Origin of the sequence: Pollutibacter soli, assembly GCA_029269725.1 — a bacterium.
GTDB lineage: Bacteria > Bacteroidota > Bacteroidia > Chitinophagales > Chitinophagaceae > Pollutibacter > Pollutibacter soli.
In genome coordinates this window covers 837,971-852,197 of the sequence record JARJHS010000002.1, presented here as the reverse complement: position 1 = coordinate 852,197, position 14,227 = coordinate 837,971, and the positions used below count along the sequence as shown (strand labels likewise).

8 protein-coding genes are annotated in these 14,227 nt (G+C 42.6%); 6 read left to right on the top strand and 2 right to left on the bottom strand.

What is annotated here, in order from left to right:
- Nucleotides 1-86: 86 nt before the first annotated feature.
- Nucleotides 87-779: a sulfite oxidase-like oxidoreductase gene (locus P2W82_RS08120; RefSeq protein WP_336515362.1), complete on the bottom strand. Its 693-nt coding sequence runs from the start codon at nucleotides 777-779 to the stop codon at nucleotides 87-89.
- 101 nt (nucleotides 780-880) lie between these two features.
- On the opposite strand from P2W82_RS08120, the gene P2W82_RS08115 reads away from it, so the two are divergent.
- From P2W82_RS08115 to P2W82_RS08090, 6 genes are all read left to right on the top strand, one after another.
- Nucleotides 881-1,294 (top strand): hypothetical protein, encoded by a 414-nt coding sequence (locus P2W82_RS08115; RefSeq protein WP_336515361.1) that lies wholly within the window; start codon nucleotides 881-883, stop codon nucleotides 1,292-1,294.
- A gap of 247 nt (nucleotides 1,295-1,541) precedes the next feature.
- Nucleotides 1,542-1,952: a hypothetical protein gene (locus P2W82_RS08110; RefSeq protein ID WP_336515360.1), complete on the top strand. Its 411-nt coding sequence runs from the start codon at nucleotides 1,542-1,544 to the stop codon at nucleotides 1,950-1,952.
- Between the two features lie 51 nt (nucleotides 1,953-2,003).
- On the top strand, nucleotides 2,004-6,365 hold the full coding sequence (locus P2W82_RS08105) for a CusA/CzcA family heavy metal efflux RND transporter (protein ID WP_336515359.1): 4,362 nt from the start codon (nucleotides 2,004-2,006) through the stop codon (nucleotides 6,363-6,365).
- Nucleotides 6,366-6,371: 6 nt separating this feature from the next.
- The gene (locus tag P2W82_RS08100) at nucleotides 6,372-7,493 is read left to right on the top strand and encodes an efflux RND transporter periplasmic adaptor subunit (protein ID WP_336515358.1); all 1,122 of its coding nucleotides are present in this window, start codon (nucleotides 6,372-6,374) and stop codon (nucleotides 7,491-7,493) included.
- A gap of 131 nt (nucleotides 7,494-7,624) precedes the next feature.
- The gene (locus P2W82_RS08095) at nucleotides 7,625-8,914 is read left to right on the top strand and encodes a serine hydrolase (RefSeq protein ID WP_336515357.1); all 1,290 of its coding nucleotides are present in this window, start codon (nucleotides 7,625-7,627) and stop codon (nucleotides 8,912-8,914) included.
- A 368-nt stretch (nucleotides 8,915-9,282) separates the two neighbouring features.
- Nucleotides 9,283-10,338: a DUF481 domain-containing protein gene (locus P2W82_RS08090; protein WP_336515356.1), complete on the top strand. Its 1,056-nt coding sequence runs from the start codon at nucleotides 9,283-9,285 to the stop codon at nucleotides 10,336-10,338.
- Nucleotides 10,339-10,811: 473 nt separating this feature from the next.
- On the opposite strand, the gene P2W82_RS08085 is transcribed toward P2W82_RS08090, so the two are convergent.
- Nucleotides 10,812-13,205, bottom strand: coding sequence for an arylsulfatase (locus P2W82_RS08085; protein WP_336515355.1), 2,394 nt, complete (start codon nucleotides 13,203-13,205; stop codon nucleotides 10,812-10,814).
- Between the last annotated feature and the right edge of the window lie 1,022 nt (nucleotides 13,206-14,227).

The following is a 14,227-nucleotide window of genomic DNA, read 5'->3' as shown; positions in this document are numbered from 1 at the left end:
TATCACAACCAGAGGTGAATTCGGTTACCGGTTTCAGCCCAGGTTAACTTACCACCTAACACTTATAACTTATTCAGCCTTCGTCCTTAGGAATATCGGTCATTCCTCCACGGATACGCCGTATTCGAATAACCTCGTTCTTCCCAGAAACCGGGAATGTTATATCGGAGAAACTCAATTCTTTTAATCCATTTTGATCCCTTCCATGCATATAGCTGTGGCGTGATCATTCGAACAGGACCTCCATGTTCCTTCGGTAGCGGTTGCCCGTCGGCGTGATGTACGAGTAACACATCTGGTTTCAAAGCCTCTTCGAGAGAAAGGTTGGTAGAATAATCATCATATCCGTAACACATGATATGCGTTGCGTCGTCTGTGGGCATGGCGAGTGCAGCAATATCCATAAACCTTACTCCCTGCCATGGAATATCCAATCTGGACCATGTGGTCACACAATGAAAATCGGATACATCATCAGTTTGTGGAAGGGCCATAAAATCATCCCAGGTGAGTTCAAGTGGATTCTGAACCGCGCCGTCCACAATCAACAGCCATTGATCCAGCGGAATATCGGGTTGTATACCTAGATCCAGTACCGGCCATTTTTTTGTAAGGGTCTGACCCACAGGCGTAACCGGCATTCCATGACGGTTCAACGGTCCCCGTCCCATCGGCTTTCCATCTGCAACTGACGGAGTATTCTTCATCTTCTCCTCAAACCGGGCCTTTAATTTCATCCGTGCCTCCACGACGCGGTCAAGTTTATCATCTGCAGACATACCTGAAAATTTATGTTCAAAAATAACCCGAAAGCGATGATTTATAAGGATTGGTGCAACGGAAGCAGTATCATTCATGTCAACATCCGAAATGTCCCGTTATGAAAGGGTTTTTAGCAGTATTGATTTTGAGTTGGAGCCTGGTGGGAGCATGCAGGAAAACCAATCAATTTTCTGCAAAGCAGATTGGTTTGGCAGGCACCTGGAAGATGAAAGAAATCAACAGCAACGAATACTGGGGCGGTCCTTTGTCCTGGAAAACAATTGATGAAGATGTAGTTGTAAGGTTCACAGAAGAAGGTAATTATTATCGTAAACCTGCCGGGCAACCGAATTATATCCTCGAGGGTAAGTATGAGATACTTGCAGACAACCAACTGAAGATCATTGCTTCAGATCCACCAAACACGCAGACGATCGATTATACGATTGAATATTATTTTGAAGGCAATACACTTATCCTGGGTACGGGTCGTACGGAAACGGTAGTGCAGGAGAAGTTTGTAAGACTTTAAACATGGATGGTTCAGGAATATTAAGGCCCCCTGCAAAAAGCTGGGGGCTTTTTATTTATGTAAGGTGGAAGAATTGAAGAAAGGAATGACGGGTAAGAAATAATTGTATGAAGTGCGGGAATGGTCAGAAGATAGCAACCGTGTGGGGTTGATTCGGGCCTGATATTCTGCATTTTCAAATTGTTTTAAAATCCGGACGGATGGTTCATAACCCCAGGCAATCATTTGCCCTCACTTTTTTTAGTGCATGGAAAACCTTTTTCCTAATTTCGTAAATCTGAAAAAAGCACTGGGCATATTATTCTTCTGCATCTATCTCCTTTCTTATGGAGAGGGCCACCAGTTGCTGCGCATGCCATACCTGGTGAATCATTTTCAGAAACACCTGCTGGTAAATCCTGAGATGACGGTGGTTGAATTTCTCCGGATACACTATATCAGGCCCATTCAACCAACAGATGATTTTCAACAGGATCAGCAATTGCCGTTCAGGGCGATCGACTCCAACCTGATGAGCATCTCCCAGACCAGTATCGAGCCCATGCAGATGGAATTGCCGGAGATTTCTGCCCCACAACAGCAGTTCTTTTCTTTTAATGATGATAATCCTTCTTTCGAAAAAGGATATGATATTTTTCAGCCGCCCCGTATTGCCTGATCCATTTTTCCTGCACACTGATTTCATTTTTCAGGTTTAAAACATTTTCTCATGTTAAATGCGATTATTCGCTTTTCCGTAAGGAACAAGCTGATCGTTGGTGTATTTACACTGGGACTTTTGATTTATGGAGTTATTGAATTGTTCAGACTCCCTATCGATGCCCTTCCCGATATCACCAGCAACCAGGTCCAGGTAATTACTGTATCACCATCGCTAGCAGCTCCGGAAGTAGAACGACTCATCACTTTCCCTCTGGAACAGGCTTCGAGCAATATTCCTGGTATCAAGGAAATGCGATCGATATCCCGTTTCGGTTTATCCGTGCTTACCATTGCGTTTGATGATGACATTGACATTTACTGGGCACGACAACAGGTGAGCGAGCGACTATCCATGGCAAGGGAACAGATTCCCGCCGAAGCAGGACTGCCTGAACTCGGACCTGCCACCACCGGTCTGGGCGAAATCTATCAGTACGTTTTACGTCCAGCCAAAGGCTATGAAGCAAAATTTGACCTGGCAGAACTCAGATCCATACAGGACTGGATCGTACGGCGTCAACTATTGGGTACACCTGGTATTGCTGATGTGAGCAGCTTCGGTGGCTATCTGAAACAGTATGAAGTTGCCATTATTCCCGACAGGTTAAAGGGAATGAATGTGACTGTTGCTGATGTTTTTAATGCGCTCGAAAAAAACAACCAGAACAGCGGTGGCGCATATATTGAAAAGGGACCAACGGCGTTGTTCATCAGAACGGAAGGTCTTGCAGCATCCATTGCAGATATCGAAAAAATAGTTGTGCGATATTCTCCTTCCGGAATTCCGGTATATATCCGTGATGTTGCGGAAGTAAGATTAGGTCACGCGATCCGCTATGGTGCACTAACGTTCAGGGATAAGGGAGAAGTAGCCGGTGCCGTAGTGTTGATGTTAAAAGGCGCAAATGCATCGGAGGTAATTACCAGAGTGAAAGACAGGATCGAGCAGATCCGCAAAACACTTCCTGAAGGTGTGATACTGGAAACATTTTACGATCGCACAAAAATGGTCAATAACGCTATCGGCACCGTGAAAAAGAATCTGCTGGAAGGCGCCCTTATTGTGATTTTTGTACTCGTGATTTTTCTTGGAAATCTTCGGGCAGGATTAATTGTTGCATCTGTGATTCCGCTGTCGATGCTTTTCGCAATTATCATGATGAATTTCTTCGGTGTATCCGGAAATTTAATGAGCCTTGGCGCTCTGGATTTTGGTTTGATAGTTGACGGTGCAGTGATTATTGTTGAAGCTGTGCTTCATCGAATATCGAATAATAATACGATTAATGGCAGAGAAAACCGACTTACTCAGCTGCAAATGGATTCAGAAGTCCAGTCAGAGGCGGGCAGAATGATGAACTCAGCTGTTTTCGGGCAGGCAATTATTCTAATTGTTTATCTGCCCATTCTTACACTCACCGGTATCGAAGGGAAAATGTTTAAGCCAATGGCGCAGACGGTATCCTTCGCTTTGGTAGGTGCTTTTCTGCTTTCATTAACCTATGTGCCGATGGTCTCGTCACTCTTCCTAAGTAAAAAAGTCAATCATAAAGATTCATTTGCAGACAGGGGTATCAAATTTCTGCAACGCAGGTATCGCATCATTCTAAATAAGGCTTTAGGATTTCCGAAAACAGTTGTGTCTGTATCGATTGCTCTGTTTGGCTTTGCGCTTTGGATCATGTCAACACTTGGCGGTGAATTCATTCCTGAGCTGGAAGAAGGAGATTTTGCGGTTGATACGAGATTGATTACAGGTAGCTCGCTTACTGAAACCATTAAGACAACACAAAAAGCGGTTGCGGTACTCGAGGCCAATTTTCCTGAAGTGGAAAAGATTGTGACCCGTATAGGTGCCAGTGAAATCCCTACTGATCCCATGCCCATTGAAATGACAGATATCATGATCTCACTGAAGCCAAAAAGTGAATGGACAACTGCAAAGAGTTCTGATGAACTGGCCAATAAAATGAGTCGTGCACTGGAAGTGATACCAGGCATGAGCAGCGGGTTTCAGTTCCCTGTACAGATGAGGTTTAATGAACTGATATCGGGAGCCAGACAGGATATCGTCTGCAAAATTTTTGGGGATGACCTGGATAGCCTCGCCACTTATGCAAACAAACTGGGGAAAATAGTACAACAGGTATCGGGCGCCAAGGACATCTACATTGAAACCATTACAGGATTGCCGCAAATCGTTGTAACCTATCGTCGCGATGCCATTGCACTTTATCAATTGAATATCGCCGATATCAACCAGGTGATTCGTACCGCGTTTGCCGGCGCACCTGCAGGACTCATTTATGAAAAAGAGCGCCGCTTTGAACTTGTAGTCCGTTTGAACGAAAATCTGCGCAACGACCTCACAGATGTAAGACAATTGCTCATCCCCACCCCACAAGGCCAACAGATTCCATTGTACCAGGTGGCAGATGTACAGATAAAACAGGGACCTAACCAGATACAAAGAGAAAATGCACAACGTCGAATCATTGTTGGCTTTAATGTTCGCGGCAGAGATATTGAATCTGTTGTAGGAGAATTGCGCGACCGGGTTGATCAACACATACAACTTCCGTCAGGTTATTTCGTAAAATACGGTGGCCAATTTGAAAATATGGTAGAAGCAAAATCGCGGTTATCCATCGCCGTACCTGCAGCATTGCTCCTGATCCTGCTCATGCTTTATTTTGCCTTTGGATCTTTAAAATATGGTATCCTGATTTTTTCGGCTATTCCTCTTTCAGCCATCGGAGGTGTTCTTGCGCTTTGGGTGAGAGACATGCCATTCAGTATTTCAGCAGGCGTTGGATTCATCGCGTTGTTTGGAGTTGCTGTATTAAACGGAATTGTACTGATCACTGAGTTCAACCGACTCAAACAGGAAGGACTCACTGATACAAAACAAATTATCCTCGAAGGAACGGGTATTCGCCTGCGTCCGGTTCTGATGACGGCAGCTGTTGCTGCGCTTGGATTTATACCGATGGCTGTTAGCAATGGTTCCGGTGCAGAAGTGCAAAGGCCATTAGCCACTGTAGTAATCGGCGGATTAGTTACAGCGACATTGTTAACACTGATTGTTCTGCCAGTTTTATACACCTGGGCCGAAAGAAAACGACGTTCAAATGGCAAAGCCGGCATTGCAATTGTTTTTGTGTTGACGGCTTTTTTAAGCAACTCCTTAAATGCACAAACTTCTATGTCACTTGAGGAAATGACGAAAACTGCAGAACAACAAAACCTTACTGTACAGGGTTTGAAAAAACAGACTGAATACTGGAATGCGCTCCGGAAAGATGTATTTGATCCGTCGAAAACGGTTGTAGGCGGAGAGTTTGGCAATATCAACAGTGCAAAAAATGATACGCGTTTTTTTATTGGCCAGACACTAAGTCTTCCGCCGGTATACAAACGTCAACGCGCACTGTACGAAGCTGAAGGAACTGCGCAAATCGGGCTGGTTGCCTGGCGCACGGCAGAGCTTCAAAAGGAAGTAAAGATTATTTTTTACCAACTCGCAGCATTACAGGAAAGGAGAAAAAGACTGATTTACCTTGATTCTGTTTATGAGCGTTTCCTGCAGGCAGCAACAATCCGTTTGCAGGCCGGTGAAACCAGTCTTCTCGAAAAGACAACAGCTGAAGCGCAATTGCAGCAATTAAAATTATTGCAGCAACAATCAGACGCTGACCTGCTCATCACGCAGCAGCAACTGCAATTGTTGCTGAATTCAGAAAGTCTGATATTACCGGTTTATGAATCACTAAAACGAAAAACACCTATTTTGCCTGATAGTGCTCAAACAACGGAACATCCGCAACTGGCCTATAGTCGTCTGCTTCAGCAATCGGCATCAGCGCAAACAGAAACCGAGAAATCTAAATTGTTGCCTGACTTTACTGTCGGCTATAGTAACCAATCAATTGTCGGCTACCAGAGCCTGGATGGTGTTACACAGAAGTATTTCACCGCGGGCGACCGCTTTCATATTGTCAATCTTTCCGCAGCCATCCCGATTTTTAATAAAACAACGAAGGCAAAAGTGCGGGCAGGGCAAATCAATGAAGAAGTTGCACGGATCAATACTATGACGACTGAACTGCAGATCAGCAACAGGTTTAAACGACTTCATACCGAGCTGCTCAAACATCAGCAGAGTATCGATTATTATGAGAAATCAGGATTGACACAGGCCGCTCTTATGATAAAACAAGCAGACCTGGCTTACAGACATGGAGAGATCAGTTATCTTGAATGGACCGTTCTCATGAACAATGCTGTTCAGATTCAATTACAATATATCAATATCATCCAACAGTACAATGAAACTGTCATTGAACTGGAATACCTCACCGGAAAATAGAAAATCATGCGCACGTTAATAATACTCATTGTTATCCTGGTATCCGGCAGTTGTAAAAATAAACCACAGGAAACAGAACAGAAAAAAGAAACAGTAACCGACCGCGTTAGTATGAGTCCGGAGCAAATCAGCAAGGCTGGAATTGAAACTGGCGTTGTAACAAAACACAAACTGAAAAGCGAACTGGTCGTGAATGGTACAGTCGATGTACCTCCGCAAAATATTGTATCTGTCAGTTTTCCTTTAGGAGGTTATTTGAAAAGCACAAAACTGATTCCGGGAATGCATGTAAGTAAAGGAGAGGTGATTGCGATCGTGGAAGATCAGGCATTGATCCAGTTACAGCAGGATTACCTGGTAACAAGAAATAACCTGGCTTTCCTGGAAACTGAATTTAAAAGACAACAACTGCTGCACGACAACCAGGTGAACGCGGATAAAGTATATCAGAAAACAAAGTCAGAATTCGAAGGGCAGAAAATATTGCTTCGTGGCTTTGAAGAAAAATTAAGATTGGTTGGAATCAATCCTTCCAACCTGACTGATCAGAATATTTCGCGGAGTGTTGCTGTACATTCACCAATCAATGGTTTTGTTGCTAAAGTGAATGTAAATATTGGAAAGTTTATCAATGCTACTGATGTGTTATTTGAGTTGATCAATCCGGCAGATATACATGCGGCATTGACGGTATTCGAAAAGGATGTCTCAAAAGTAAAACCCGGCCAGAGGGTTATGGTTTCTTTTGTAGACAATCCGGATGAAGAGTATCCCTGCGAAGTACTTCTTGTTTCAAAAAATGTAGATGAAAGCAGGGGTACGTTAGTACATTGTCACTTCGAAGTACAACCAAAACAATTGCTGCCGGGCATGTTTCTCAAAGCACGTATAAGTATAACCGATGCTGAAGTAGTGGCAGTTCCTGAGGAAGCAGTGGTTCGGTTTGGTTCCGACGAATACGTCCTTGAACAGGAAGACAGTACTACCTTTCGGTTGATCCATGTACAGTCCGGAATCACTGACAGTGGTCTTGTCGAAATAAAAAGTACGCAGGATCTCACCGGTAAATCTATCATCACAAAAAATGCATATCCGGTAATGGCAAAGTTGAAGACATCAGAGGAATAAAAATTATTTGAATTATTTCGATGCCCAGCAGATTGGCAAAATGGCAGAGACAACGCATGTGTTGTCTCTGCCATTTCGCGACACGCACGGCCCAACCTTTTCACAGCAAAATATCCGCTATCTTTAGCTGCATGAGAAAACCTTTCCTGTTGCTGATAGTCCAGCTATTTTCATTTCAACTTTTCGCACAACCCAAGACTGATGGCTTCCTCGTTGATCTGTTAAAAAAACAAAATGACTCTATCCTGAAACTGGTGATGGCCAGTCCGGATAGTTTTAATTTTCAGATCATTTATACAAAAATTGATCGCGACAGAAGAAACCGGCCCTCCTTCAAAAACTATTATTACCATGTCGACAGCAAAAGATATTTCAATCCGGCTTCCACAGTAAAAATGCCGCTGGCATTTCTTGCACTTGAAAAACTGAATGAAATGAATCCACCATGGGCAGACATGAATTCGATATTGCAATATGATAGCGGCTATAATGCACAGACCAGGGAATACACCGATTCAACTTCTGAAACAGGTTTGCCTTCTATCGCTCAATATATCCGAAAGGTATTACTGGTTAGTGATAATGAAGCATACAACCGATTGTATGAATTTATTGGTCAGCAAAGCATCAATCGCAGATTACATTCTATGGGTTATCCTGAAACAAGAATTACGCGTCGTTTTGTACGTATGACACCAGAAGAAAACAGGTATACTAACCCGATATACATTACCAATCCAAAAACAAAGGAACGTATTCTGCAACCCATGGCCCGCAATACTGATTCATTTGATTTCAGTAACGTCCATAAAATGGGACGCGCGTACATTGATCGCGAAGGTAAACTCATTCCTGAACCCATGGATTTTACCACACACAATAACCTCCCGGTGGAAGACCTGCAACAATTGCTGCAGTCTGTTATGTTTCCTTCTTCAGTGCCAATGGAAAAAAGGTTCAGACTTACCCCTGCAGACTATCAGTTTCTTTATCAATATCTCTCGCAATATCCTTCCGAAACCAATTATCCCAAATATGATTCCTCACACTATTATGACAGCTACGTAAAATTTTATTTCACAAATTCCGGCAGAACAATTCCATTAAATATCAGGGTGTTTAACAAAGTTGGCTGGGCATATGGCTGCATGACGGATGTTTCCTATGTAGCGGATTTTGAAAATAAGATTGAATACATGATTACTGCCACCATCTATGTTAATAAGGATGGTATCATGAACGACGACAGGTACGAATACGAAACAATCGCGTTGCCCTGGTTTAATGCAATTGGAAAAGCCATATACGGGTATGAATTGAAACGCAAAAGACAGCACGCGCCAGACCTGAGTAGCTTTAAACTGAAATACGAAGTCAGAAAAAATGATGGCAGGAAAACAATCAGGGAAGTTGACAACTGACCGTTTTGGTGAAAATAAATTGACTTCACTCAATGATCATTTGATATTATACTTCCATGCCAGGTAAGGTGCAGTTGCATCCCGGCAAAATCAAACCCCCTTTCTCCGGATATTCCCAAATAGAATCTTTCATTTTGAAAATCATATTTTTAAGACGAACTTGGATATACCTGATAACCTTTTGGACACACCTTAATAAGTTGGTGGAGTTACTGATTAACATACAATTTCAAATGACTGAACAGGGATAACGACTGGTATTTCTGCTAAGTAATTGGAAAATTTTCATGGAAGGTTTTGGGTTGTAACAGATCTTTTTATTCGTGCCCTAATTCGATTCGCTTTTTTGAACTTCAAAATTTTCCAGAATGAATGTTTCGAAAATTCTAACTGAAAAACGGGCCAGGCGCAAACCTTTAGTTCTTCTTGGATTTGCAATTGTATTTATGCCAGGCATCTGCTACAGCCAGAAGGACTCCATTATTTTCAATAATGGCAATACAATGGTCGGGGAAATCAAAGCCTTGAACAATGGGGTTTTGACCATCGAAACACCATATTCAAAAAATGACTTTACTATCAAATGGAATGAAATTGCGCAATTGTATTCGCGGACACGTTTACTGATGACACTACATGATGGCAGGCGTATTAACGGAACATTGGCTTCTCTGCCTGAAAGAAATACAGTCCGGATTTCAGATTCAGGCATTAACGATCTGGATGTAAAACTTGATGATATCGTTTATCTCAAGGGATTGAAGTCAAAATTCTGGAGTCGCTTATCAGCGTATATTGATGTGGGCCTCAGTATTACTAAAGCAAACAATCTTCGGCAATTCTCAATAAGAAGCGGGGTTGGATATCTGGCAGACCGATGGCAGCTCAATGTTAGTTACAATGGTTTGAAATCAAGCCAGGATAGTGTCGCTTCAACTAACAGAACGGATGCTGCAATCAATTATAAATACTTTCTGCAACATGATTGGTATCTCGCTTCATCAGTAAGCTTTCTTTCGAATACAGAACAGGCATTAAACCTCCGGACTACAGCCAAACTTGGTGGAGGAAAATTCTTTGTGCACAGCAACAAAACATATTTTGGAGCGGGCGCAGGCTTCTCATACAATAATGAATCCTTCACCAACGAAACGCAGTCACGAAATAGTATGGAAGTGTACATCGCCAGCGAATTAAACCTCTTTGATATAGGCGACCTGTCACTGCTTACCAATATTTACATTTATCGTTCTCTCACAGAATCCGGCAGATGGCGTTCTGACTTTCAGTTTGATGCGAAATATGAATTCTGGGAGGATTTCTATGTGAAATTCGGCACCACGGTCAACTTTGATAATCGCCCCGCGGTAGCAGGTAAGGATTTTGACTATGTATTTCAGTTTACGGTGGGATGGGAATTATAGACCTTACAGGATTTTTTAAACCTATAGATCCGATTTGCTCTTCACCCGGTCGGAACACCATCCCAGGTGTACCAAACATTTTTATTTGAAGAATTATTACTGGCCCATCCCCTGATTCTTAGCCCCGTTGTAATCAAAAACATAGTTCTCCGGATTAACAACAAAAAATGATAAGTATTGTCACTTTTTTGCTGACGCAGATGCTTACACATTACGCTGCTGCAGAACTGCAAAACAACTGGAAGCGGCTTTCTATATGAAAACTTCAAAACGATATACTGTTTCACCGCCGACAGCAGGAACATTTGTTGAACATATTTCAGATGGCGGTGCAGGAAGGTGGAAAGAATGGGTATGAGATAGCAAACGTAGAAGAGAATAAATTAATTAAAGAAATCATCGAATCACAGTAAAGAAACAGGCTGCCATGCAAATGGACAGCCTGTTTTTAGATCAGACCTGGCAGGTCTGGTCTAATTCGCCATCAACGCTCTGCGCGCTTCGGCTTCAAGATCTTTATAACCGGCTTTTTCTACTGTAACACCCACTACCTGGATTTTTCCCCCCGTAAAAGTGCCCGGCGTTTTGTACAGACTACTCACGGCATCACCACTATCATAACCCACGCAGAGTCCGTCACCCGATAGAGTGAATTTTCCGGATTGTGTTTTCATCGGTCCCTGTGCAACCACCTGGTCATTTACATAGAGCTTCAGTGTTCCGATTGACTCACCGTATTTTCCTGTAGAGTCTTTTGTAAACTCAATACCAAAAGTATACTTGCCAGGTTTCAGTGGCTTTGATATGAATACATACTCTGGTTTTATACCCAGGAAATTATACACGTAGTATAATTTATGATCCTTGATAAATAACGAGTGTCCTCCAAATCTTGATCCGTGCGCAAATATTACCCCGGAAGCATTGGGTGAACTCAGCTCCACATTGGCCAGGATTTTATAAGACTGTCCGCGGACATTTGCTGCAACGCCTTCAGGGACCGGAGCAGTACCGGGATAATACAGGTATCTGTCCCTGGGTTTTTCTTCTGCAGGTCTTTCAATGGTAAGCAATTCGACGGCAGTACGATCATCTATCGGAAGTGCATTATTTTTCTTTGCTTCTTCAAGCCACAACGCCTGAAGTTCTTTTACTTTCTCGGGATATTTATCTGCAAGATTTTCAGATTCCGATCTGTCCACCGCAACATGATACAGTTCCCATTTATCCTGGTCAAAATGTCCTTTGCCGGTTAGAGGCGCATGTAACGCAGCGGCTTTCCATCCCTCTTTCCAGATACCGCGTGTTCCCAGCATTGCATAAAACTGTACATGCTTCCGGGTTGAATCATCCGGTTTTGCATCAAAAGTATAAAACATGGAAACTCCTGATAAAGGATACTGTTTTACGCCATGATAAACTTCTGGCATTTGTAAACCGGCTATTTCAAGAATGGTCGGAACAATATCCACAGAATGATGATACTGATTTCTTATTTCGCCTTTCGACTTTATTCCCCTTGGCCAGCTGATCACGAGGGGATCTGCAGTACCGCCTGCAAACTGGGCATATCTTTTAAACATCTGAAAAGGAGTAGAGAAAGCAACCGCCCAACCAGTGGGATAGTGATTATAAGTTTCCGGGCTTCCGAGTACATTGAAGTATTTCATATTTTCTTCAATGGCATCAGGATATCCGTTGAAGAATTTGTTTTCATTTACAGAACCACTCGGGCTTCCTTCTCCCGAAGCACCATTATCAGCACAATAAAATATTACTGTATTGTCAAACTGATCCGTTTGTTTCAGATAGTCAAGAAGTCTTCCCACCTGCGCATCTGTGTATTCTGAAAATCCTGCATATACTTCCGCCATGTGTGCAAACAATTTTTTCTCCTGGTCACTTAATGTATTCCAGGGACGCACATCATCTGCATGGTTAGCCACATCATTAGGAAGCGGATTGATCGGAGTAAGTCTGGTATCCTTTGGTACGATACCTTTCTCTTTCATTCGTCCCAACACCCATTCGCGGTAAGCTTCATAACCGTCATCAAATTTTCCCTTGTACTTCGCGATATAGTCTGCAGGTGCATGATGAGGAGCATGATTCGCACCCGGATTAAATGACATGTACCAGGGCTTGGATGGATTTGCTGATTTCTGGTTACGGATCATAGAAATCGCCTGGTCCGCAAGATCTTTTGACAAATGATATCCTTTGTCTGGTCCGTAAGGTTGTTCTGTGAACCTGTTATCTTCCGTCAAATCAGGAAACCACTGGTTTGTTTCACCACCGATAAACCCGTAAAATCTTTCAAAGCCCTGCGCCAATGGCCATTGTGTACGACCGGCACCAGATGACACATCCTGCTCCGGAACATTATGGTTTTTGCCCAGCCAGAATGTACTCCAACCGTTGTCTTTCAGAATATTTGCCAGTGTGGTACTTTCCAATGGAATTCTTCCGCTTGAACCTGGGAAACCGTTCGATCCTTCTGTGATCGCAGCCATTCCATTCAGTGTATGGTTTCTTCCTGTCAATAACGTTGAGCGTGTTGGTGAACAGAGGGCTACTGTGTGCCACTGCGTGTAGGTCAGACCACCTGCAGCCAATGCATCCATGGTTGGCATATTGATGCGGCCGCCATATGGTGACCATGCAGCGAGACCCGTGTCATCATACAGGATCACCAGGAAATTGGGTGCACTGTCCGGTGCTTTTTTAGGAATGAAAGGTTCCCAGTCGGCTTTGGAATCACGTACATCCAGTTCCATGGTGCCTTTGAAGCCAGGCGTAGATGTTTGTTCCGCAGAAGCTGCTGTGCTTGTTCCTGCATTCTGTTTGCACGAGGATATGACTGCCATGCACAGAACATAAATACAGAATCCACGGATTGTTTGAGTGGAAAATAAACGTTTCATAACTGCTCTTTTGTGAATAATAATATTGTTTGAAAAGATGATTCACCAATCAGAGAAAATGTTATGAATTCACAGGGAGGAGATCGCCGGCTTCATAATTCAACTAAGATGCATCTCAACAAATCAAAGCTTAAATCTTTCTTATCTTAAACGAAATAAAAACTAATGTAAACTTTTATTTTAAACCATTATACGGGATTGTGCTAAGGTTTAACAGGAGCGAATTAATCTCTAAAGTTGACGTAAAATCGGGCATGTGCGGAGTATTCCGCATTTTTCGGTTATACCTGTAAGTTATTTGCAGAAGATGACAAAATAGACCAGTATCGTACCTAATGCGGAAATGACTCAATCAATTTCCAAAAACGTACCCGATCTTTTTGCAGTATATATTTTCAGCTGAATCATTTTTGTAACAGGTAAAAACGTGAAAACAAATTAAACTCACGAGTTAGCTTAGTAACAGGATATAGGCGAGTTTTGAAGCACAGACAGATTACTTTTTGAGCTGTAAAAAGTCTTTCAGCACGGGTAGATGAAGATTCTGCAGTAATGAAAATCTGGGCTGAAAAAATGCAACACCGCACATGCGGTGTTGCTTGTCGAACTATTAAAACCAACCAACGAAACAAATTGATATTCGTCCTCATCCTGTTAAATAACCAGCATTGCCGGACAGCTCGTACAGTTTGCCTGATCTCTGATGCGGATAGGAAATAAGGCGATAATGCGCCATATGAATGCTACTAAAAGAGAATTTTCCAATTACGCAGGATCACTGAAGTTTTGCAGTGATAATGGTTGAATGCATCAACAGGACTTTTTATTTTCTGTTTTAGCGATACTCTTTTACAAAGGGCTGAACCAACTATTTGCTCAATGAGAACTGACGTGAATGGTACGCTAAGATACTGCCTATCTTAGATAAATTTGTAATAGATTTAAGGAATTCAATCAGCTAAAAA